Here is a 21261-nt window from a genome sequence, read left to right as displayed (position 1 = left end):
CAAAGGGAAAGGATGGCGGCGACAGGGCCGCCATCATGATAGACAGTGTTATTGTGCCGCCTTGTACTGACGGTCGTAGGCCGATTGCATGATCTTGATGACCTCGTCGTAACCGAGCGCTGTCAGCCTTTTTTTGTAGGCATCCCAGCCGGTATCGACGTCCTGGGCGCCAAGCACCCATGTCTGCTGCATCTCGGTCATGTAGGTGAGAAGGCTCGGCCAGTAACGGTCGAAGGTCGCCTTTTCCTCGGCGTTCAAAGACACGCCCATGAACTCGTCCTTGAGGCAGTTGCACTTGTCGTAGAGATCGATGCCTTCCAGCGCGATCTTGTTGGTCCACTGGCGCTCGTATTCGTAGTCCATCCAGTAGCCGCGCGGCACCTGGGCGCCGACGGCCCAAAGCTGGGCGTTCACCGGGTCCTTGTTCTCCAGCACTTCCTTTTTGAACTGCGGCTTGCCGTCGACCATTTCGAAGGTTTGACCCTCGACGCCGAAATTCGACAGGATGCGGCCTTGCTGCGAGAACCAGAAATCGAAGTACTTGATCGTTTCGACCGGGTGTTCGTTGGTGGCCGAAATTGCCCAGCCGACGGGCTGAACACGCAGCCGTCGCGCATCCTCGAAGCGTTGACCCGATACGGTCTTGGGCGGCAGCATTGGCTTCAGCGCGAAACCTTCGATCTTTGGCGACAGGGCGTCGTTATAGGTCGAGGTGCTGGCGAACCAGTCATGCGTCATGCCACCGAGATTGTTGCCAAGAAGATATTCACGCGAACGGGCGCCGCGGGTGAAGATCTCCTTGTCGATCAGGCCTTCCTTGTACCACTTGGCAACATTTGAAATCCCAACCTTGTAGTTCTCTTCAGCCCAGGGATGGCGGAGCTGTCCGTCATAGACGGCAAAGTCTCCGTAACGCTCGGACCCTGAAACACGGGCGTCCCAGAGATTGATGAGACGGACCGCATCGATTTCCTCACGCGCAAAATACGGAACTTCATCCTTTTTACCGTTGCCGTTCGGGTCTTTGTCCCTGAACGCCTTGAGGACCTCGTAGACCTCTTCCGGCGTTTCGGGCTGCTTCAGTCCCAGCTTGTCGAGCCAGTCCTGGCGGATGAACCAGCCGCGCGAATATTTCCCGTCTGGCACATATGGAATGAAATAGAGTTTGCCGTCCGGCCCGGAAATCGCATTGCGAATGTCCTTGTGGCTATCGAAAAAGGCTTTCAGGTTTGGTGCATGTTCCTCGATCAGCTCGTCGAGCGGGATGAAGGCTCCTTCAAGACCGTAGCGGATGAAGTCTTCCTTGAGGCCGCCGGAAGCGTCGCCGCCGATGATATCGGGAAGATCCCCCGAGGCGATCAACAGGTTGAAGGCATCACGACTGCTGGTCGTCGCCAGCGATGCGACGTTGCGGACGTGGATATTGGTGATCTCCGCAGCTTTCTGCTCCACCGGCCACTTTTCCGAATAGACGTATTTGTCGCGGAAGTGGAAATGGATTGTCAGCTCCAACGGGTCTTCGGATATCTTGCCGGCATCTTGTGCAAAGGCCGGCAAGGCCATTGTCGCTGCTGTCATCAACGCCAGAAGGGGCGCGCCTTTTCGTAGTTTTCTCACAGGTTCTCCTCCCTTGTGCTGCTACTCTTTGACTCCGCCCAGCAGAATTCCCTTCGTGAAATACTTCTGCGCGTAGGGGTAAATGATGAGGACGGGGATGATCGACGCGATCATGATCGCGGATGTAACGGTCTCGAACGAGTAATGGGCGGTCAGCAGGCTCGAGGCGAATTCGTCGTTCGAATTGAGATCGACGACGACGCGTTTCAGATAGACCTGCAGCGGGATCTTCTCCTCCCCACGTAGCAGGACCATGGCCCAGAAATATCCGTTCCAGCGCGACACGATGCAAAACAGAGCGACGGTAACGATGGCCGGTTTGGAAAGCGGAATGAACACCTTCCAGAGCAGTTGCAGCTCGCTGGCGCCGTCCATCTTGGCGGCTTCCTCGAAGGATTTTGGGACCGCCTCGAAGAAGTTGCGCAGCAGAATGACGTTGAAGGCACTTGCTGCAAAGCCGATGATGATGCCGAAACGGCTGTCCAGCAGGCCAAGATCGCGCATGTTCAGGAAGAACGGGATCATGCCGGCGTGGAACCAGAGCGTGAAGGCAATGGCGATGTTGAAGAAGGTGCGGCCGCGCAGACGCTTGCGCGACAGCGCATAAGCGCCGGGGATCATGATCAGCAGGCTCATGAACGTGCCGCCGAATGTGTAGATGAATGTGTTGCCGTAAGCGATCCAGAACATTCTGTCGGACAGGACGTGCTCATAGGCTGCGAGCGTCACATCGACCGGCCACAACGTTACGCGGCCTGCGGTTACGGCAGCGCCGGACGAGATTGAAACAGCCGCCACGTAGATGAAGGGATAAAGCGTAGACAGAACGAACAGTCCGAGAAGAATGGCGTTGGCCCAGCCAAAAATCTTGTCGCCGCGCGAATAGAGATTGAAGTTTTTCATTTTCAGCTCCTCACCAAAGCGATGTCGACGAGACTCTTCGGCTGATGCGGTTTGCCGAATAGACCAGGACGAAAGCGATCACCGCATTGAACAGGCCGGCGGCCGTGGCCAGGTCGTACTGGGTGCCCTGCAGGCCGGTGCGGTAGATGAAGGTCGAAACGACGTCTGCCGTCTCGTAGGTGGAAGGGCGATAAAGAAGGATTATGTATTCGAAACCGACCTCGACCAGGTTGCCGATACGGATAATCAGCATGATGACGATCGTGGGCAGAATGCAGGGCAGCGTGATCCGCCACATCATCTGCCAGCGTGACGCCCCATCGACCCGTGCGGATTCATATAGGGTTGGGCTGACACCGGCGATTGCTGCCAGATAGACGATCGATTCAAACCCCGATTCCTTCCAGACCGACGAGCCGATGAACACGGGTCGGAACCATTCGGGTTGAGTGAGGAAGTATATCGGTTCAAGCCCGATGCCCTTCAGCAGAAGATTGACGATGCCGATGGAGGGCGAGAGGAAGTTGATGACGATGCCTGCAACGATCACCACAGAAATGAAGTGGGGAAGGTAAACGATCGTCTGGGCCCAGCGCTTGCCGATTTCGCTCTGAACTTCGTTGAACATCAGGGCCAGAATGATCGGGACCGGAAATGCGAAGATCAGACCGAGGCCACTGATGGTGATGGTGTTCCAGAAGGCACGGACGAACATGTCGTTCTGGAAAAGCTCGATGAAGTTGGCAAAGCCGACGAAGGGACTTTTCTCGATGCCACGGAAGATCGAAAAGTCCTGAAAGGCGATGATAAGGCCATACATCGGTTTGTAGAGAAAGAGCGCAAACCAGATGGCCATGGGTGCAAGCAGCAAATAGAGCTGCCAGTCGCGGCGCACATCTTCCCAGAGATCGTGGAGCGACTCCTGAAGATACTGTTTCATGACTTTGCCCCGCTGGTGGTCTTGAGAGACCGGCCGCTCGCGGCGTCGAAGACATGGATGCGTGCCGTATCGATTCCGAGCCGGGTAACGCCGTTGAGGGCGTGATCGGCATAAAGCGTCTCAGCCTTGGCGATGAAGGACTGGCCATTGGCCTTGCCGTGCAACAGTGCTTCGGCACCGAGAGGCTCAACGAGGTCGATGCTGCAATTGAGCACTTCCTGCCCATCGCCGACTTTCACGGACATGATTTCCGGTCTGATGCCGAGTTTCACCGACTGGCCTTGCGTCGCGTTCCGGGCAAAGGCTTCGGGGATTGTCAGGCTTTGTGCCACGTCACCCGAGATAACGGCCTGTGCGCGGCCATCCTGCTTGTCGATCGTCGCGTCGAAAAGGTTCATGGGCGGCGAGCCGATGAAGCTCGCCACAAATGTGTTCGCCGGCTCAAGAAAGACTTCCATCGGCGACCCGACCTGCTCGATGTTGCCGCGGTTCATGATGACGATGCGGTCCGCCAGCGTCATCGCCTCGACCTGGTCGTGTGTCACGTAGACGCTGGTCGCCTGCATGCGCTTGTGCAGTTGCTTGATTTCGGCACGCATGTGGGTGCGCAATTTGGCATCAAGATTGGAGAGGGGCTCATCGAAGAGGAAAATCTTGGGGCGGCGAACGATCGCCCTGCCCATCGCAACACGTTGGCGTTGGCCACCGGAAAGGTCGGCAGGCTTGCGCCCCAGATACTCAGTCAGGCTGAGGATCTGTGCGGCTTCGGCAACGGCCTTGTCGATCACATCTTTTTTTTCACCCCGGACACGCAGGCCGAAGGCGATGTTTTCCGCGACGTTCAGATGCGGATAGAGCGCATAGTTCTGGAACACCATGGCGACATCGCGGTCTTTCGGAGCGATCTTGTTAACGACCCGACCGTCGATGGAGACGGTGCCGTCGGAGATATCTTCCAGCCCGGCAAGCATGCGCAGAGTGGTGGATTTTCCGCATCCCGATGGCCCGACGAGCACAACGAATTCCTGCGGTTGAATGGAAAGATTGATGCCATGGACGACTTCGAGAGCGCCGTAACGCTTGACGACATCGTTGATTTGAACTGCAGACATGAAAGGCCCCTCCTCAAAAGCCTTGAATGTTCCGTCAGGCGGGGGCCTTGGCTCCTCGTGGCACACGCTTCCTCGTGACGCGTGTGTTGACCTGCTCGATGAAGGTCCAGATTTTGGGGTTCTTGGAGAGTTCCGCTATCTTGGATTCCAGTGATCCGAGATGACGCTGAATGGCTTCGTGTGCCGCCTCGACATTGCCGGATTCGATCGCGTTTACGATCGCTTCGTGCTCCTCGATCACCTTCTCGGTGCGGCGAACCGCAAACACCCGCTTCAGGTGTCGCATACGGTCCATTTCGCCCTTGGCCTGGTTGACGACGCTCCAGGCGCCGGGCAGTCGGGCTGCGGCAAAGATCGTACGGTGAAACTCTTCATCCAGCAGGAAGAAATCCGTGAACTCTTCATCGTCGGCTGCGATGCGCTGCTGGGAAAGACATGTTTTCAGCCGGGCAATGTCTTCAAGCGAATGCCGCTTCGTTGCCTCGATGACGGCGCCTTCTTCGAGCTTGAATCGGATGAAGCAGGCTTCCATGTAACGCTGCACATCAATCGGCGAAATATAGGTGCCGCCTTGTGGCACGACGGTAACGAAACCTTCTTCGGCTAGGCGAATGATCGCTTCGCGCACCGGCGTCTTGCTGACATGCAGGAGCGCCGCGATTTCCTTTTCAGAAAGGGCTCGTCCCGGTAGCAGCTTCACCTCGACAATCAGTTTGCGAAGGAGCGCATGCACGCGACTGGTCATGTTTCCATCCTCGGGCAAATCGCGTGGGGTCACGAGATCAGAGAGCGGCAGCGATGGAAATTCGATTGCGTTAGACATATCAATTACCAAACTGAGATATCAGAATTGAACTTGACATATCTGTTGTTTTTTTGCGAGTCAAGCGCATCACGGCAACGGCATGAATGATTGCCATCGAAGAAATTTCCAGCTGCTGCTGATTTTGGCCTCAGCCTGGAGGGCAGAGACCGCAAAGTTCATGCGTAAAACACACATCGAGGAGGAACGATGAAATCCGAAACCCGTGACAAGCTGATGGGTGTATCCGTCGCCACGCTCTGCTCGGCGCTCTACAAGCGCGGACTGAAAACCCAGACGATCCAGGACGTTCGGCCGGTGCGGCCGAAGGGCCGCAACATGGTCGGCCCCGCTTTCACCCTACGCTATATGCCGGCGCGGGAGGATCGCAATCCGATGACGGTGTTCCGTGATCCGAAACACCCGCAACGCCATGCGATCGAAACCTGCCCGGAAGGCCATGTGCTGGTCATGGATAGCCGCAAGGATGCCCGTGCGGCGTCGGCCGGCGATATTCTCATCACCCGACTGATGGTGCGTGGCGGGGCAGGGGTGGTTACCGATGGTGGTTTTCGTGATGCGATGACGATCGGCGAACTGGATATACCCGCCTATCATCACCGGCCATCCAGCCCGACCAATCTGACGCTGCATGAAGCGATCGATATCAACGTGCCGATCGGCTGCGGTGATGTTGCGGTGTTTCCGGGCGATATCATGGTGGGCGACGACGACAGCGTGATCGTCATTCCGGCGGAAATCGCCGACGAGATTGCCGATGAAGCGGTCGAAATGACAGCTTACGAGGATTTCGTCGTCGAAAGGGTCAAGGAAGGGCACACCATCATCGGGCTCTATCCGGCGACGGAGGAGAACAATCTCGCGCTCTTTGCCAAATGGCGTGAAGCAAACGGGCGGTGAGCTGTTATTGGCCGCCTATCGGCGCGTCAATTGCTCATCGATCCCGGTAACGAAAACGCCTTCAGTCGCAAGGTGGTGGGCATATCGCTCGATCGAAAAGACCTGATCGATATGCCATATGCCTGCTGGAATGGAGGTATCGACCAACAGACGCGCCGTCTCTGCCGCCATCAATGCCGTGATCGCGGCCTCCTGCCTTCCCTCAAGGCGGATTGAGCGCTGAAACCCTATGCCGTTTCGTGTTCCTTCCACGGCTACATAGAGCGCGGCGCGATCGGAACCGAGCCGGAAACGCATCATGCAATTTCTGGTCAGATCGCGCAGACGTGGACGACTGGCAACCAAGGGAAGCAGGAGAAACAGCAACCTGCTGATGGCGGGGCTATCGAATGTCATGAGCGTACGCACGTCACCGATACCAAGTGTTCGGCGAAGGACATGCTGATCGGCAAAATCGAAGGGTATCGCCGGATAGTTTCGCCCGTCTCGATCGAACGGCAGATTTTCAATGCGCGCGGATTTGAAGTTTCGAAGCGTCCAGTCAATGGCTGCAGGCCCGTGGCTATCGCCGATGCCCAGAAGAATGCCGATGCGGGCTTGCGAGACAGAATCCAGTTTTTCGGCACAGGCCTTTACCATGAGATTTGTAAGCCCGGGTGCCAGACCAACAGACAGGAGCGCTCTGCCCCCGTGCGCCTTCGTGGTCGATTGGAGCTGTTCGACCTTCTGGAAGAACATGTCGTCCGCGGTGATGTCGATAAGGGCAAGGCCACGATTTAAAACGTATTCGACAAAACGTGTGTCGGCCTGGTCTATGCATACGATGACGATTGTGATGCCCGTAAGTGCGGCGTTCCAGCTTTTGGGCTCCCCCAGATCGATCTGTTCGGCGTCGCATCGGAGGTTTGCCGCGACAGCCTTCGCCTTCGTTTTGTTTCGCCCGGCGATCCGAACATCGAAACGGCTATCGTCGGTTAGACGGCGCGCGATCTGATGTCCGACGTGACCGTATCCGCCGACAACGAGAATGCCCGGCCTGTTCTGACTGATATTTTCCATCTGACCTTCTGCCTTTTCGCACGCCGCCGAAAACACTATGTTCCGGCGAATCGATTGATCCGCCTGGCAGACAAAGCAGATGGCCTCTGAACTATCCAAACGGGAAGAACCGGCATTTCCGACCAGTCCGTCCCAATGTCCTGTCGAGGATTGGCTGACGTTTCTTGGACACAAGTGGAGCGCGTTGATCCTGTGGCGTCTCTCGGATCGGGACCATGGCTTTTCGGATCTGATGGACGCTCTGCCTGGCATCACTGCGAAGGTGTTGACGGATCGTCTTGCGGGCTTTGTCGAAAGAGGGTTGATCGTGCGCTCGTCTGCATCAACCTTTCCGCGCCGAACAACCTACGCCCTGACAGACATGGGACGAGACGTCTCTGCTATGCTGCAGAAGGTTTACGACTGGGCGCGTTGAGGCGGAGTTTCGGGATCAGGAAAGGTGTTCACTCCCGCTTTAGCGCCTCGGGATTTTCAGCTTGATGCTGCCCGGTTGTTGAGGGCGGAGATCGAGATGGCGAAAGGACGCAATTTGGCCATCATGATGTCGCTTTCAGGCAGGAAGTCTGGTCGTATTCAGACGAAACAAGCGTCGAATTTTGAACATTCAAGACAGCCTCCTGCGGAGGATCTGTCGGAACCAGCCTTGGATTGATTGCTGTGTAAAAAGCCAGATATCAGTGCGCTGACAGCCGTGTCGATGACGCGGGACAGTCGCCGGCGGCCTTTCGGGTCGTTACGGCAAGGTGACAGGCCCTAAATCGGCGTCGCCATCCTCCAAAAACAAAAAAATTGAGAACTCCATGTCTAGGCAAATCCTGGCAACGGTGATGGCGCCGCTTCTCGGCCTCTTCATCCTCAGCGTTGGCAACAGCTTCCTGTCTTCCGTTACCACGTTGCGTCTTGACGCCGGTGGCGCCTCGCCGACCATGATTGGCATCGTGTCCTCCGCCTATTTCGTCGGTCTGACGATCGGCGCAATGTTTCATGACCGCCTGATTGTGCGGATTGGCCACATTCGCGCCTATGGCAGTTTCGCGTCGCTTGGTGTGGTCTGCATTCTCATGCAGGTTCTGTCGAATGACTGGATGGTCTGGCTATTTGCCAGGTTGATCTATGGCTGGACCACCGTCGGTGTCTTTCTGGTCATTGAAAGCTGGCTACTGCTGGCATCGGATCAGAGCGTTCGCGGTCGGTTTCTGGCCCTCTATATGATCGCTTTCTATGGCGCAGGCGCTCTCGGTCAGGCGCTTCTCGGCACGGTTGGTGGTCTCGGAGACGCAGCCCCTTTCATCGTTGCAGCCATGCTAGCAGCGTTGTCGGTGCTGCCCATCGTTATTTTGCCGCGGGAAATGCCGACGATGGAGCGGGTAGAGGCGCTCAAGCCTTTGCAACTATTTCAAATGTCGCCGAGCGGCGTGGTCGGCTGTTTTGGGTCGGGGATCGCGATCGCAGCCGTCTACACACTGTTTCCGCTCTATCTGCAGAACATAGGCCTGCGGGTGGATGAGATCGGAAAGATGATGGCCTACGTCATTCTGGGGGCAATGGTGTTGCAATATCCAGTCGGGCGATGGTCCGACAAGCAGGATCGTCGCGTCGTTCTCATCACTCTCGCGGCCCTGTGTCTGGCGCTCTGCGCGGCTGTTCTTTGGCTTCCCCATAATACGACGACGCTGATGATCACGCTCTTCCTGCTGGGTGGCGGTATCTTTGCGATCTATCCTGTTTCCGTCAGTTTCTCTGCAGACCGCGCTTCGGTGGATTCTCTTGTGCCGATGATCCAGGGAATGCTTCTCGTCAATTCGATCGGCTCGGCAATCAGCCCGATCACAATTTCCGCCGCGATGAGCCGCTTCGGAGCGCCAGGGCTGTTCTGGTCGCTTGCCTTCCTCAATCTCCTGCTGATGCTGTTCTTCATCTGGCGTCGTGGCGCCCGGCCGGAGTCCACGCCGGTCGCGCCCTTTGCGCCGGCGACAGCGATGTCGCCGACAGGTGCGGAAATTCGCGTCACCGACGAAATGGTCCAGGGTGTCCTGGATCACGACCGAGCGGACGAGATGTGGCAGGCCCAGCAGTCCTGACGGCTTCTCGCAGCGGTTCAGTCGACCGTTCGTTACGGTCGGCTGAGCGCGGCTTCCTTGCGCAAACGGGAACCGGTCACCGGCACGCCCCCTGAATCCGTCGGCCCTGTTTCCGGCCCGACCAGCCATCCCGTGACCACCAATCTGATCCTGATTGTCACAGGGCAGGTCAGCGTACAGTTCGTGACGAGATGAAAATTTCGTCCAGCCATATTTACTTTTATCATTATATAATGCAGTTTTTCCTTATTGCGGTCCGGGAGGCGGGCCAATTGCAACAGGGAGGATCGTTGCAGTGTTTAAATTCAAAAGACTAATTCTGGCGGCCGCGACTGGCATAGCACTCCTATCGGCGAGCGGAGCCTCGATGGCCGAAAGCCTCGAGTTGAACATCATGGCTCCGGCGGGTGCTGGTGGTGGCTGGGACTCTGCAGCACGCTCATTGCAGGAGGTGATGATGGCAACCGGGGCGGCCAAGAGTGTGCAGGTCGTCAACGTACCCGGTGCGGGTGGCACTGTGGGGCTTGCTCAATTCATCGGATCTGCCAAAGGAAGCTCGAAGCAGTTGCTGGTTGCAGGCATTACCCTTGTCGGCGCCAGCATCTCCAATAACTCCCCGGTCGACCTGACGAAGGTAACTCCTGTTGCGCGTCTGACAGGCGATCCGCTGGTCATCGTTGTTCCCAAGGATTCGCCAATCAAGACGATGGCTGATCTGCAGGCTCAGATCAAAACCGATGTGGCGAAGACGATCTGGGTGGGTGGTTCTGCCGGCGGCGCCGACCATATTCTCGCAGCGCTCGTCACGAAGGCTGCCGGCGCTGATCCCGCGCAGGTCAACTATGTCGCTTACTCCGGTGGTGGTGAATCGCTCGCAGCGATGTTGGGCGGGCAGGCGACTGCCGGTGTTTCAGGTTATGGCGAATGGCAGGGGCAGATTGAATCAGGTGATCTGCGCGCGCTGGCAATTTCCTATCCCGAACCCATTGAGGGTATCGAAGCCAAGCCGCTGAAGGCGCAAGGGCTCGACATCGAACTCGTGAACTGGCGCGGCATCTTTGCAGGCCCCGGCGTTGAAGGCCCGGATCTCGATGCGCTCAAAGCCGCGGTCGAAAAGACGGTGAAATCGGAGCAATGGAAGACGGTCCTCAAAACCCGTGGTTGGGCGGATTATTACGCACCATCCAATGAGTTTCAGTCCTTTATCAGCTACGAGACGCAACGTGTTCATGACGTCCTGAAGTCCATCGGGCTTGCGAACTAGGCCTGGCAGGCGGGAAGCGGCCTCAGGTCGCTTTCCGCAGATGAGGAAAATCATGTCATCCAGAACACCTTCCATAGCGAACCGCCCCGCAGCGGTTGTCGCCATCATCCTGCTCGCAATCTCTGTCATCACCTATTGGGACGCCACCCAGATGAAGGTGCGGGCAACGTACGGCATGGGCGCCAATGCTGCATCGTATTTTGTCGCGCTGCTATTTCTCGTTCTTGCGCTCGGGCATTTTATCAGCGCCTTCAAGCCTGCCGATATCGACGAGGAAGCCGTCGACTGGAAAGCGGTTGGCTGGGTCGGTCTGGCGCTTGCCGGACTGATCGGCTCGGTCTGGTCTGGTGGTGGCTTTATCCTCGGATCGACCCTGCTTTTTGCTTTTACGGCAAGAGGTTTCGGACGCCGCGCGTTTTTCAAGGACATCTGTCTTGGCGCCTTCATTGGCCTTCTGATTTTCCTGATGTTCAACAAGTTGCTGACGCTCGCGCTGCCGCAAGGTCCGCTTGAGCGATTGTTCTGAGGCCAGCCATGGATTCCATCCTCTTTCTTCTTCAGGGTTTTGCGACCGCGATCGAGCCCGCCAATCTGATCTATGCGGCGGTCGGCGTCATCATCGGAACCGCGGTTGGCGTTCTTCCGGGAATCGGGCCGGCGCTGACAGTTGCGTTGCTGCTGCCTGTGACCTTCAAACTGGACCCAGGCGGGTCGATCATCATGTTCGCCGGGATTTATTACGGCGGCATGTATGGTGGTTCGACCACCGCAATTCTGCTGAACACGCCGGGCGAAAGTGCATCGGTGGTGACCGCGCTCGAGGGCAATCAGATGGCCCGATCCGGCCGCGGCGGGCCGGCGCTGGCGACGGCGGCGATCGGCTCTTTCGTCGCCGCATTGATTGCGACGGTGGGGCTCGCCTTCCTTGCGCCAATACTGGTCAAGATCGCCGTGAAATTCGGTCCCTGGGACTATTTCGGTCTGATGCTGATCGCCTTCGTCACGGTATCGGCAACCTTTGGTTCATCGCCGTTGAGGGGCCTCACCAGTCTTGCCTTCGGTCTGTGGCTCGGGTTGATGGGCATCGACCAGCTCACCGGTCAGGCCCGTCTGACATTCGGCATCCCGGAACTGCTCGATGGTGTCGAAGTCACGACGCTTGCCGTTGGTTTGTTTGCAATCGGCGAAGCGCTGCTTGTTGCCTCACGACATCTGTATAAGCCTGAAAAGCCGATGCCCGTGAAAGGCTCGATCTGGATGACAAGGGAGGATTGGAGCCGCTCGTGGAAACCGTGGTTGCGTGGGACCGTCATTGGATTTCCGATCGGTGCGTTACCGGCCGGCGGGGCTGAAATCCCGACATTCCTGAGCTACAATGTCGAGCGGAAACTGACCAGGAAACCCGAGGAATTCGGACGCGGCGCGATTGAAGGCGTGGCTGGTCCGGAAGCTGCAAACAATGCCTCTGCCGCAGGTACACTCGTCCCGTTGCTGACGCTTGGACTTCCAACCTCAGCCACGGCAGCGGTGATGTTGGCTGGATTTCAGCAGTATAATATCCAGCCGGGCCCGCTTCTTTTTACCCAGCACGCGGATCTTGTCTGGGGTCTGGTTGCGAGCCTGTTCATTGCCAACGTCATGCTGCTTGTTCTGAACCTGCCCTTGGTGGGCCTCTGGGTCAGGCTGCTGGCCATCCCGCTGCCATGGCTCTATGCGGGCATCCTCGTCTTTGCCTCAATGGGAACGATTGCCGCAAATCCCTCGGTGGTCGAGCTTCTCTTGCTGACCGGTTTTGGTGTCGTCGGTTTTCTGATGAGGAAATTTGACTATCCCATCGCTCCGGCTGTCGTCGGACTGATCCTCGGTCCTCTGGCAGACAGCGCATTGCGGCGCTCCATGCAGATGAGCCTCGGCGACCCGATGATCCTGCTCCAGCATCCAAGTTCCGGGATCATGATCGCCATCGCAATTATCGCTCTGGTCGCCCCGTTCGTCTTCCGTGGACTTTCGAAGTTCCAGCAGGACGAGGATTGATAGGGATCGGCGGCCAACAAGGTTGCCGACTGTTGCGCCTGTCGTGGCAATGATACAAGAACGGAGTTCACCAACGAGCAGGTTCAATGGCGCGTAAAAGCCTCACTCCACAGATCACCGGAAGCATCGTCGATTACGTCAGGGCGAATGAGTTGGCGAAAGGCGATCATCTGCCCTTGCAGATGCTCGCTGACGCCTTCCGGGTATCCCGTGCGCCGATCATGAGCGCCCTGAAACATCTCGAGACGCAAGGCGTTGTCAGGGCAGAATCGAACCGAGGCTATTTTCTTGCCATTGACCATAAGGATCTCGACCTAGCAGAACCTTCAGGCGGCGCCGACGATGAGGGCGATGATCCCGTCTATTTCCGCATCGCGGAAGATCGGCTTTCTGGCAAGCTGGAGGATCGTGTCAGCGAAAACGAGCTGATGCGCTTTTATGATGTGCCGAGAACCAGGTTGTTGCGTGTGCTCAGGCGGATATCCGAAGAGGGCTGGATGGAGCGCCTTCCCGGCAATGGCTGGATGTTCACTCCGGCTTTGACGTCAAAAAAGAGCTATGAGGACGGCTATGCGTTTCGCGCTGTTGTGGAACAGCAGGCAATGCTACTGCCAAGCTTCGAGCTTAATCTGGAAGGCGTAAAGCGGGCGCGTGATGTCCAGATGCGGTTGCGCGATGGCGGTTTCGAAACCTGGTCGCGCGCGGAAATCTTTCGCGCCAACAACGAATTCCACGAGATGCTCGTTGCCTGCTCGCAAAATGAGTTTTTCCTGGAATCGATCAAGCGTATCAATCGGCTTCGCCGCCTGATCGAATACCACATCACGATCGACAGAAGCCGCCTTCCCCGACAGACGGTGGAGCATCTGCAAATCCTCGACTTGCTTGAAGACGGGCGTCGCAATGAAGCAGCGGCCTTTCTTTACACCCACATCATGGGTGCCGGTCGCATCAAGTCTCCCAAGGTTTGATCGCTTCGGCACTCCCTCGGGTTCACGTCCTCAATTTTTTCAACCGCCCCAAAATTCTGACTTCTCGGAATAAATAAAATTGCATTTTATAATTATAATATGTAGAAAGGCATTGCCTCGGGAGGAGGCTGCGACGTGATGGTTCAATGAGGTAGTCCGAATGCCTGCCAATGCAGAAATCAATGGTGTCAGTTACACCATCATCGATCTTCCTCAGGAGGCGGGGGACTGTCTGGTCCGGATGCCTTACATCCACCGTATCCTGCTCGAAAATGTTCTTCGTACCGCTGGTGAGGATGCGCCGCGTGCCAAGGCTGCGATGATGCAGTGGCTGGAAACCGGCGAGAGCGATGTCGAAATTCCGTTCCTGCCGAACAGGGTCCTCATGCACGACACGACCTGTGGACCCGCCCTTGTCGATATCGCCGGCATGCGTTCGGCCCTGGCTGAGGCAGGCGGTGATCCTGCTCTTTTGAACCCCGTCGTGCCGGTCGATGTCTCCACCGATCATTCGCTGGCTGTTGATGTTTTCGGTACCACGGCTTCGCTCGCCCGAAACATGGCCCGCGAGTATGACCGCAACGCGGAACGTTACAGCTTCATGAAGTGGGCTACCAATACGCTGTCCGGTTTCCGTGTGCATCCGCCGGGAACGGGGATCATGCATACACTCAATCTCGAACGTCTTGCGACGGTGGCCACGCCGTTGCGTCGTGACGACAAATTATGGGCAGTTCCCGATACCCTGATCGGCACCGACAGCCATACCCCGATGATCAACGGCATCGGTGTTCTTGCATGGGGCGTCGGTGGCCTTGAGGCTGAAAGCGTGTTTTTCGGCATGCCAGTCGCATTGCGCGTTCCGGAGGTTGTTGGCGTCCGCCTGGCCGGTGCGCTCCGGGACGGCGTGCTCGCTACAGATCTGGCGCTGGTTGTCACCCATCTGCTGCGCCAGATCGATCTTCAGGACAAGTTCGTCGAATTCTACGGACCCGGCGTCTCGAACCTGACTGCGGGAGACCGTGCTGTTGTGGCCAACATGACGCCGGAATTCGGCGCAAATAGCGGTTATTTCCCCATCGATCGGCAGTCGGTCGATTACCTGCTAAGAACCGGGCGAACCGAAGAGCACGTGTCATTCGTGGAAACCTACGCGAAACGCGTTGGAATCTGGTTCGATCCGGATGCCAACCCGCGTTACAGTTCTATCCTGGAACTCGACCTCGCCAGGGTTGAACCGAGCCTGGCCGGTCCCTGCCGTCCTCAAGATCGGATTGCCATCAGCGAAACGCGCAATGCCATCAAGCTTATGAAAAAGCCGGGGGGCGCCGTATCCATCAATGGCCAGCCAAATGACGGGGCTGTGGCGATCGCTGCGATCACGAGCTGTACCAACACCTCTGACCCACGTCTGCTTATTGCCGCCGGCCTTCTGGCACGCAAGGCAAATTCCTATGGTCTGCGTCCACCCCATTGGGTCAAGACCTCCACGGCCCCTGGTTCGCCGACGGCCGAGCGTTATCTTCTCCGCTCGGGCCTGCTTGCCGAAATGGAGGCTGTCGGGTTCGGGATTGTCGGTTACGGCTGTACCACCTGTATCGGCAATTCCGGCCCACTGACTGAGCCGGTCGCCAAAGCCATGGTTGACCGTGCCATTCTTCCCGTTGCCGTGCTCTCGGGAAACCGAAATTTCCCGGGGCGCGTCCACCCGCAACTGGAGGCCGGTTTCCTGGCGTCCCCGCCGATGGTCGTCGCTTTTGCTCTCGCAGGCACCTGTGAAATCGATATCCTTGTCGATCCAATTGCCGTGTCGGCTGACGGGACGCCCGTTACCCTGTCGATGATATGGCCGAGTGCTTCCGAGATTGACGAGGCCCTGGCATTGGCCTCAAGTGCTGAGGATTTTGCACCCGCTTATGAGGCGGCAGAAGCCAGCAAAGCCTGGAAACAGCTACCGGCCCCAACGACAACGCTCTTTTCCTGGGATGACGCATCGACCTATATCCGACGTCCGCCATTTGCCAGCTTCGGCAACGGAACACGGCTTGGTCACTACGAGGCAACGCCTATCCTTGTGGTCGGTGACGACATCACCACCGATCACATTTCCCCCGCAGGAGCGATTGCGGCGAAGGGACAGGCGGGCAGGCATCTTGTCGAGCACGGCGAAAATCCCCTCGATCTCAATGTCTTTTCATCCCGGCGTGGCAATTGGGAAGTCATGATCCGAGGCCTGTTCACGAACAAAACGGTTCGAAACCTGCTCGCATCCGATATTCCTCCGGGGTCAACGGTACATGCGGGCAGCGGGGATGTGCTGTCGCTTTGGGATGCGGCGCAACGATATGAAGCCGAGCAAAGGCCTGTCGTCGTGATTGCTGGCGAACGGTATGGCATGGGGTCTTCACGCGACTGGGCGGCAAAGGGCGTCGCCCTGCTTGGTGTCCGTGCCGTTCTGGCAACCAGCTTCGAGCGGATTCATCGCTGGAACCTCATTGGTATGGGTGTCTTGCCGTTGCGCCTGCCGGAGACGGTGAAACAGAAGGACCTCTCATTGCAGGCCGAGGATGTGGTCATCGTTCGCGCCGATCCGGCATCAATTTCGCCGCGTTGCCCGATCAAGATTACCATCAAGCGTCATGACGGAAGCGCTGTCACATTTGAAGCAACGGCAGCGATCGAGACAGGTGCCGAGATCAATATCCTCAGAGCCGGAGGTGTGTTGCCACTTATCCTCCAGGGGCTGGTGCCAGACAGGAAGCGTGCGCTTCAAAGTGCCTGAGGCGCCTTTGCGGGCGACACTTGAAGGCATGTCCAATGGCCTTGGTCGCCCAGCGACTTTATGACCGATATCAGGATATTGCGCACTTCGATCATCGCGCGTGTTGGTGGGTGATCGACCGGCATGTCGAGGATCAGGCGGCGGGAGAGATCGGGGCTTGAAACGGGTATGGCGGCAAGTGTGTCCTGCTGCACATCGGCATGAACAGCGCCTCTGCCCAGGATGCTGAAACCCAGCCCGGCGCGAATGGCGGCCTTGGTGCTGGCCAGGCCTTCAATTTCACGAACGATGTTCAGGTCGCGTCCGAGCATCAGGGCCTGTCGCTCGAGCAAGACGCGGATACCGTGGCGTCGGGTTGGCATGATCAGCGGCAGGGACAGTGCCTGTTCGACAGCGATCTGCTGTTGGTCGCCGTCAAACGCACCGACCGGGCCAACCGCATAAAGCCGCTCGTCGAAGAGCGGAACTGAGGCTGCCTTGGCGGCGTCTACCAGGTTGACGGCAAGATCGTAAAGACGGGTATCGATTGCCGCGCGAAGCGTCTGGCTGTCGCCTTCGCTGATGGTCAGGCGGATCTGCGGGAACATTTTTTCGCAGGCTTCGAACACAGGTACGGAGAGAATAGGTGACAGCGAACTGAGAATACCGAGCGATACCTCGCCTGTGGGGTTTTTGGCCCGCTCTCTTGTCGCTGCCTCAGCCTGTTCGACCGCACGCAGGATTGCCTGGGTATGTGACAGCAGTGTCTGACCTGCATCGGTCAGAACAACGCCGCGCGAGGTGCGATTGAGCAGCAGGACACCCAGATATTCTTCGAGTGAACGCATGTGCAGGCTGAGCGGTGGCTGGGCAACGCCTAATTCGCGCGATGCTCTCGTGAATGATCCGAGTTCCGCGATTTTGGCAAAGTAGCGCATTTTCAACAGATCAAGGGTCATTTCATCCTCCGATGAGGTCATACCATAAAGCTATAACAAGTATCTGCAATATATATTTGTTGGAATAGCAGCCTTGGCCTACGTTTCTCATGCAGCGAGAGGAAGCGCTGCCAAGGAGGAACACATGAAATTTGCAAAGCTTATGACACTCGCCGCAATTGGCGCGGCGCTTTTCTCGACCGTTGCTGCGGCCGAGCAGCTTGACGATATCAAGAAGGCCGGCGTTTTGAACTGCGGTGTTCTGACCAATTCGCCGCCGCTTGGCTTCCAGGACCCGAAGACCCGTGAACCTGCCGGTTATGAAATCGAGATCTGCGGCATGTTCGCGAAATATCTCGGTGTCAGCGCCAAGATGACCGCTGTGTCGCCGCAGACGCGTATGGCTGAGCTGACCCAAGGCCGCGTCGACATTCTGTCATCCCTCCTGAGCTACAGCAAGGAACGCGCCGAGCAGGTGGATTTCAGCGGCGCCTATATCGCTGAAGATTTCAATTTCGTGGTGCTCGATCAGTCGGACATCAAGGCGGTGGCCGATCTCTCTGGTCAGCGCATCGGACTGGTCAAGGGTTCAGTGCTGATCCCGCTGACGGAAAAGCGCCTGCGCGACGCACGCATTCTGTCGTTCGAAACGAGCGCCGCCTCGTTCCTCGCTCTGCAGCAGGGCAAGGTGAAAGCAACCGTTTATCGTTATTCCGAAGGCAAGGCCGTGCAACGCAACGCGGGTACGGAGATCAAGGGGCTGCGTTTCCTCGACGAACCGCTCCTGTCGATGCCGTCCGGCTTCGGTTTCCGCAAGGGATCGCCTGAACTGGTCAAGCAGGCAAACGCATTCCTGGCTGAACTGGAAACCAATGGCGAAGGTCAGAAACTCTTCGACAAGTGGCTGGGCAAGGATTCCGACCTGAAGGCAACGCGCAAGTTCGAGTTCGGAAAGCCGCAGGAAAGCTGGTTCACGAACTGATCTCCATAGCATACGGCATACGGGTCAACTTTTATGGGTTACCAATTCGACTTTGGTAAAGTCCTCCAGGGTGAGTATCTCCAACTCATTCTGGAGGGACTTCAGGCCACGATGGTGGTTTTCGTTTTCTCCTGGATTATCGGTCTGGTTCTGGCGGTCATTCTGACCGTTGTCAGGGCAATCGAGTTCAAACCGACACAGTTTCTTGTCGCTGCCTTCGTTGAATATCACCGCAACGTGCCGATGCTTATCCAGCTCTTTGTCTGGTACTTCGGATTTGCGGTCGTCCTGCCGGACGCGGTCAACGACTACCTGAACGACATCGGTGCGGAGATCGGATACGCCATCGTTGCGCTTGCCCTCAACAAGGCAGCCTATATGTCCGAGGATTTCCGCAGTGGCTTGCGGTCGATCCATCCTGCCCAGATGGAGGCAGCCCGCTCGATCGGTCTGACCTATCTCGGCGCCATGTGCTGGGTGATCCTGCCGCAGGCGTGGCGACTGGCCCTGCCGGCCCTGCTCGGCCAGACACTGATCCTTTTCAAGGGAACGAGCCTTGCCGCTGCCATCGGTGTTGCCGAACTCAGTTATCAGGCCCGCTACATTGAAGAGCAATCGTTCCGCATCTTCGAAGCCTATGGCATCGCCACGGCAATCTACATGCTCATCTCATTCGCGATCATGTGGCTCTCGTCGATCCTCTCCAAGCGTTATGAGTTGAGGGTGAAGTGATGCTGGAAATCATAAGAGAATACTGGCTTCTTCTGCTCATCGGTGAATATCCGCACGGCAAGCTCGGTGGACTGGCGATGACGTTGATCATCTCCTTTGCCAGCCTCATCGTGACTTTCCCCTGCAGCGTACTGATTGCGCTTGCCAGAACGGGAAAGCCGGGCATCCTGAAATCGATTGCGAGCGGCTTCGTTCACAGTGTACGCGCCATTCCGCTGCTGATGCTGATTTTCTGGGCCTATTTTGCCGTGCCGATGATCATCGGTTTTCCGATCGACGCCACCTTCACGCTGATCGTTGCCATCGTCATCTATCAGGCGGCCTATCTCGGTGAGATCATTGCCGCCGGCATCGAGGGTTTGCCCAAGGGACAGCGGGAAGCCGCAGCCGCACTTGGCCTCGGTTACATCCCGACGACCTTCAAGGTCATCCTGCCGCAGGCGATCTTCAACGTCATTCCCGGCATCGTCAATCAGTTGACGACGATCATCAAGGAATCGTCGCTGGGCTCGATTATCGCCGTCTCCGAACTCTCCTACGTCATGCTCCAGGTCAACTCCAACGAGGTAACCAAGCCGCTGCAGATATTTGGCATCCTTGCCGCGGTCTATTTCATCCTTTGCTTCACCCTTAGCCAGTTCACCAACTGGCTCGAGCGCCGGATCTCCTCGCGCAGAACAGGTCAGGTTGTTGTGGAGGCTGTGGCATGATCGAGTTTCAGAATGTTTCGAAATGGTATGGTGCTGTCCAGGTTCTGCGTGATGTCAGTGCAACGGTTGCCAAGGGAACGACGACCGTTCTGTGCGGTCCGTCCGGCTCGGGAAAATCGACCCTGATCCGCACGGTCAACCGGCTGGAGCCCATCCAGAAGGGGACGATCACGCTGTCTGGTCGCGACATCTACGCGAAGGATGTGGATGTTAACGTGCTGCGCAGTGGCATCGGTTTCGTCTTCCAGCAGTTCAATCTGTTCCCGCATCTGTCGGTGGTCGAAAACGTCATGTTGCCGCTGTTGCGCATCCGCAAGCAATCACGCAGCCAGGCACGTCCAACCGCATTGCAGATGCTTGAGCGTGTCGGTCTGGCAGACAAGGCGAATTCGTTGCCGGCCGATATTTCCGGCGGCCAATCGCAGCGCGTCGCTATTGCGCGGTCATTGATCCTCAAACCTGAAGTGCTGGTTCTCGACGAGCCGACAAGCGCACTCGACCCGGAAATGGTCGGTGAGGTGCTGAAGCTGCTGCGTGAACTCTCAGCCGACGGCATCACCATGATGTGCGTCACACACGAAATGGGGTTTGCCCGTGAAGTGGCGGACCGCATCTGGTTCCTGCGCAACGGCACACTCACCTTCGATGCCGAACCGGCGCAGTTCTTTTCCGATGAAGCGCATCAGGATGTCCGGAACTTTCTGTCCGCCGTCCGTAAAAATCACTGAAATAGCAGGAGGATAATATGTCTCACATCAAAGATATTCCCGCACGTCCGTCCAAGGAGGATCTGGAGGCTCTTTCGAAGTTCTCTCCGGCAACGATCCATGAGGCTCAGGGCCGTCGTGGTGCGCTGTCGTCGCGTCTGAAGCCGGTCGACTACCGCATGAAACTCTGTGGCCCTGCCTTCACGGTGAAGTCCTCGCCGCGCGACAACATCATGCTGCAGCTTGCGATCAATTACGCCAAGCCGGGCGATATCATCGTCGTATCCGCCGGTGAATATGAAGAAGCCGGTTCGTTCGGCGATGTTCTGGCCAATGCCTGCCTTGCCAAGGGTATCGGCGGTCTTGTGACCGATACGGGCGTGCGCGATACGCTGCAGCTTCGCGAACTCGGTTTTCCGGTGTTTTCGCTGAGCACCTGCATCAAGGGCACCGTCAAGGAAACGATCGGCACCACCAACGACACGATCATCGTCGGCGGCGAGATCATTCATCCGGGCGATGTTATCGTTGGCGATGCCGACGGTCTTGTTGTTGTTCGTCGTGATGAAGTTGCCGAAGTCGCCAAGCTTTCGCAGGCGCGCGAAGATGCCGAAGCCGGTTACATCGCCGCCTACAAAGCCGGCAAGACCGTGGTCGAGGTCAGCAATCTCGAGCCGGTGCTGAAGGCAAAGGGTCTGGTTGTCGGCGCCTGATCGACGCCGATACA

21 protein-coding genes are annotated in these 21261 nt (G+C 57.3%); 14 read left to right on the top strand and 7 right to left on the bottom strand.

Going from position 1 to position 21261, the window contains the following annotated elements:
- Window positions 1–48: 48 nt before the first annotated feature.
- Genes ACIQT8_RS23795 through ACIQT8_RS23775 form a run of 5 tightly spaced genes read right to left on the bottom strand, consistent with a single transcriptional unit; the run spans window position 49 to window position 5395 of the window.
- Entirely contained in the window at window positions 49–1578 is a 1530-nt protein-coding gene (locus ACIQT8_RS23795; RefSeq protein WP_400970761.1) for an extracellular solute-binding protein, read from the bottom strand.
- Window positions 1579–1638: 60 nt separating this feature from the next.
- Window positions 1639–2520 (bottom strand): carbohydrate ABC transporter permease, encoded by an 882-nt coding sequence (locus tag ACIQT8_RS23790; RefSeq protein ID WP_138791418.1) that lies wholly within the window; start codon window positions 2518–2520, stop codon window positions 1639–1641.
- Window positions 2521–2530: 10 nt separating this feature from the next.
- Window positions 2531–3460, bottom strand: a complete 930-nt coding sequence (locus ACIQT8_RS23785) for a sugar ABC transporter permease (RefSeq protein WP_138791417.1) — start codon at window positions 3458–3460, stop codon at window positions 2531–2533.
- Window positions 3457–4572 (bottom strand): ABC transporter ATP-binding protein, encoded by a 1116-nt coding sequence (locus tag ACIQT8_RS23780; RefSeq protein ID WP_400970577.1) that lies wholly within the window; start codon window positions 4570–4572, stop codon window positions 3457–3459. The genes ACIQT8_RS23785 and ACIQT8_RS23780 overlap by 4 nt, the downstream gene beginning before the upstream one ends.
- A 34-nt stretch (window positions 4573–4606) precedes the next feature.
- Window positions 4607–5395, bottom strand: a complete 789-nt coding sequence (locus ACIQT8_RS23775) for a GntR family transcriptional regulator (RefSeq protein ID WP_246705182.1) — start codon at window positions 5393–5395, stop codon at window positions 4607–4609.
- A 189-nt stretch (window positions 5396–5584) separates the two neighbouring features.
- Here ACIQT8_RS23775 and ACIQT8_RS23770 point away from each other — a divergent pair, with 189 nt between their 5' ends.
- Window positions 5585–6295, top strand: coding sequence for a ribonuclease activity regulator RraA (locus ACIQT8_RS23770; protein ID WP_400970574.1), 711 nt, complete (start codon window positions 5585–5587; stop codon window positions 6293–6295).
- 15 nt (window positions 6296–6310) lie between these two features.
- Here ACIQT8_RS23770 and ACIQT8_RS23765 read toward each other — a convergent pair whose 3' ends face one another.
- Window positions 6311–7354 carry an NAD(P)H-binding protein gene (locus ACIQT8_RS23765; RefSeq protein WP_400970571.1) on the bottom strand — a complete coding sequence of 348 codons (1044 nt, stop codon included), beginning with the start codon at window positions 7352–7354 and terminating at the stop codon, window positions 6311–6313.
- 79 nt (window positions 7355–7433) lie between these two features.
- Here ACIQT8_RS23765 and ACIQT8_RS23760 point away from each other — a divergent pair, with 79 nt between their 5' ends.
- From ACIQT8_RS23760 to acnA, 8 genes are all read left to right on the top strand, one after another.
- A complete protein-coding gene (locus ACIQT8_RS23760) occupies window positions 7434–7769 on the top strand; it encodes a winged helix-turn-helix transcriptional regulator (RefSeq protein ID WP_400970568.1) in 336 nt (111 codons plus the stop codon).
- 385 nt (window positions 7770–8154) lie between these two features.
- Complete coding sequence (locus tag ACIQT8_RS23755) at window positions 8155–9435, top strand: MFS transporter (RefSeq protein ID WP_400970565.1); 1281 nt, start codon at window positions 8155–8157, stop codon at window positions 9433–9435.
- A 57-nt stretch (window positions 9436–9492) separates the two neighbouring features.
- A complete protein-coding gene (locus ACIQT8_RS23750; RefSeq protein ID WP_400970562.1) occupies window positions 9493–9630 on the top strand; it encodes a hypothetical protein in 138 nt (45 codons plus the stop codon).
- Between the two features lie 172 nt (window positions 9631–9802).
- The gene (locus ACIQT8_RS23745) at window positions 9803–10699 is read left to right on the top strand and encodes a Bug family tripartite tricarboxylate transporter substrate binding protein (protein WP_400970559.1); all 897 of its coding nucleotides are present in this window, start codon (window positions 9803–9805) and stop codon (window positions 10697–10699) included.
- A 52-nt stretch (window positions 10700–10751) separates the two neighbouring features.
- Window positions 10752–11225 (top strand): tripartite tricarboxylate transporter TctB family protein, encoded by a 474-nt coding sequence (locus ACIQT8_RS23740; protein ID WP_400970556.1) that lies wholly within the window; start codon window positions 10752–10754, stop codon window positions 11223–11225.
- A gap of 8 nt (window positions 11226–11233) precedes the next feature.
- Window positions 11234–12733, top strand: coding sequence for a tripartite tricarboxylate transporter permease (locus tag ACIQT8_RS23735; RefSeq protein ID WP_400970554.1), 1500 nt, complete (start codon window positions 11234–11236; stop codon window positions 12731–12733).
- An 86-nt stretch (window positions 12734–12819) separates the two neighbouring features.
- A complete protein-coding gene (locus ACIQT8_RS23730; protein WP_138793766.1) occupies window positions 12820–13704 on the top strand; it encodes a GntR family transcriptional regulator in 885 nt (294 codons plus the stop codon).
- 160 nt (window positions 13705–13864) lie between these two features.
- A complete protein-coding gene (gene acnA, locus ACIQT8_RS23725) occupies window positions 13865–16486 on the top strand; it encodes an aconitate hydratase AcnA (RefSeq protein ID WP_400970549.1) in 2622 nt (873 codons plus the stop codon).
- Here acnA and ACIQT8_RS23720 read toward each other — a convergent pair.
- The gene (locus ACIQT8_RS23720; RefSeq protein WP_400970546.1) at window positions 16474–17424 is read right to left on the bottom strand and encodes a LysR family transcriptional regulator; all 951 of its coding nucleotides are present in this window, start codon (window positions 17422–17424) and stop codon (window positions 16474–16476) included. The two genes, acnA and ACIQT8_RS23720, sit on opposite strands and share 13 nt — an antisense overlap.
- A 124-nt stretch (window positions 17425–17548) precedes the next feature.
- On the opposite strand from ACIQT8_RS23720, the gene ACIQT8_RS23715 reads away from it, so the two are divergent.
- The 5 genes from ACIQT8_RS23715 to ACIQT8_RS23695 are packed head-to-tail and all read left to right on the top strand — an operon-like array spanning window position 17549 to window position 21247.
- On the top strand, window positions 17549–18385 hold the full coding sequence (locus ACIQT8_RS23715) for a transporter substrate-binding domain-containing protein (protein ID WP_400970543.1): 837 nt from the start codon (window positions 17549–17551) through the stop codon (window positions 18383–18385).
- A 33-nt stretch (window positions 18386–18418) separates the two neighbouring features.
- On the top strand, window positions 18419–19117 hold the full coding sequence (locus ACIQT8_RS23710) for an amino acid ABC transporter permease (protein WP_138793770.1): 699 nt from the start codon (window positions 18419–18421) through the stop codon (window positions 19115–19117).
- Complete coding sequence (locus tag ACIQT8_RS23705; RefSeq protein WP_400970539.1) at window positions 19117–19827, top strand: amino acid ABC transporter permease; 711 nt, start codon at window positions 19117–19119, stop codon at window positions 19825–19827. Before ACIQT8_RS23710 ends, ACIQT8_RS23705 begins: the two co-directional genes overlap by 1 nt.
- Complete coding sequence (locus tag ACIQT8_RS23700) at window positions 19824–20555, top strand: amino acid ABC transporter ATP-binding protein (protein WP_138793772.1); 732 nt, start codon at window positions 19824–19826, stop codon at window positions 20553–20555. Before ACIQT8_RS23705 ends, ACIQT8_RS23700 begins: the two co-directional genes overlap by 4 nt.
- A 17-nt stretch (window positions 20556–20572) precedes the next feature.
- Window positions 20573–21247, top strand: coding sequence for a 4-carboxy-4-hydroxy-2-oxoadipate aldolase/oxaloacetate decarboxylase (locus ACIQT8_RS23695; protein WP_262527350.1), 675 nt, complete (start codon window positions 20573–20575; stop codon window positions 21245–21247).
- Window positions 21248–21261 lie beyond the last annotated feature (14 nt).

Source organism: Agrobacterium sp. NPDC090273 (genome assembly GCF_044772305.1).
In the GTDB taxonomy this organism is placed as follows: domain Bacteria; phylum Pseudomonadota; class Alphaproteobacteria; order Rhizobiales; family Rhizobiaceae; genus Agrobacterium.
This window is presented reverse-complemented; position numbering and strand designations above follow the sequence as displayed.

Coding starts and splice junctions, on each gene's coding strand:
- ACIQT8_RS23730 (WP_138793766.1), top strand. CDS start 12,820: ATGGCGCGTAAAAGCCTCACTCCACAGATCACCGGAAGCATCGTCGAT.
- ACIQT8_RS23705 (WP_400970539.1), top strand. CDS start 19,117: ATGCTGGAAATCATAAGAGAATACTGGCTTCTTCTGCTCATCGGTGAA.
- acnA (WP_400970549.1), top strand. CDS start 13,865: ATGCCTGCCAATGCAGAAATCAATGGTGTCAGTTACACCATCATCGAT.
- ACIQT8_RS23745 (WP_400970559.1), top strand. CDS start 9,803: ATGGCCGAAAGCCTCGAGTTGAACATCATGGCTCCGGCGGGTGCTGGT.
- ACIQT8_RS23755 (WP_400970565.1), top strand. CDS start 8,155: ATGTCTAGGCAAATCCTGGCAACGGTGATGGCGCCGCTTCTCGGCCTC.
- ACIQT8_RS23700 (WP_138793772.1), top strand. CDS start 19,824: ATGATCGAGTTTCAGAATGTTTCGAAATGGTATGGTGCTGTCCAGGTT.
- ACIQT8_RS23770 (WP_400970574.1), top strand. CDS start 5,585: ATGAAATCCGAAACCCGTGACAAGCTGATGGGTGTATCCGTCGCCACG.
- ACIQT8_RS23775 (WP_246705182.1), bottom strand. CDS start 5,395: ATGTCTAACGCAATCGAATTTCCATCGCTGCCGCTCTCTGATCTCGTG.
- ACIQT8_RS23795 (WP_400970761.1), bottom strand. CDS start 1,578: ATGACAGCAGCGACAATGGCCTTGCCGGCCTTTGCACAAGATGCCGGC.
- ACIQT8_RS23785 (WP_138791417.1), bottom strand. CDS start 3,460: ATGAAACAGTATCTTCAGGAGTCGCTCCACGATCTCTGGGAAGATGTG.
- ACIQT8_RS23695 (WP_262527350.1), top strand. CDS start 20,573: ATGTCTCACATCAAAGATATTCCCGCACGTCCGTCCAAGGAGGATCTG.
- ACIQT8_RS23740 (WP_400970556.1), top strand. CDS start 10,752: ATGTCATCCAGAACACCTTCCATAGCGAACCGCCCCGCAGCGGTTGTC.
- ACIQT8_RS23765 (WP_400970571.1), bottom strand. CDS start 7,354: ATGGAAAATATCAGTCAGAACAGGCCGGGCATTCTCGTTGTCGGCGGA.
- ACIQT8_RS23735 (WP_400970554.1), top strand. CDS start 11,234: ATGGATTCCATCCTCTTTCTTCTTCAGGGTTTTGCGACCGCGATCGAG.
- ACIQT8_RS23760 (WP_400970568.1), top strand. CDS start 7,434: ATGGCCTCTGAACTATCCAAACGGGAAGAACCGGCATTTCCGACCAGT.
- ACIQT8_RS23780 (WP_400970577.1), bottom strand. CDS start 4,572: ATGTCTGCAGTTCAAATCAACGATGTCGTCAAGCGTTACGGCGCTCTC.
- ACIQT8_RS23710 (WP_138793770.1), top strand. CDS start 18,419: ATGGGTTACCAATTCGACTTTGGTAAAGTCCTCCAGGGTGAGTATCTC.
- ACIQT8_RS23715 (WP_400970543.1), top strand. CDS start 17,549: ATGAAATTTGCAAAGCTTATGACACTCGCCGCAATTGGCGCGGCGCTT.
- ACIQT8_RS23720 (WP_400970546.1), bottom strand. CDS start 17,424: ATGACCCTTGATCTGTTGAAAATGCGCTACTTTGCCAAAATCGCGGAA.
- ACIQT8_RS23790 (WP_138791418.1), bottom strand. CDS start 2,520: ATGAAAAACTTCAATCTCTATTCGCGCGGCGACAAGATTTTTGGCTGG.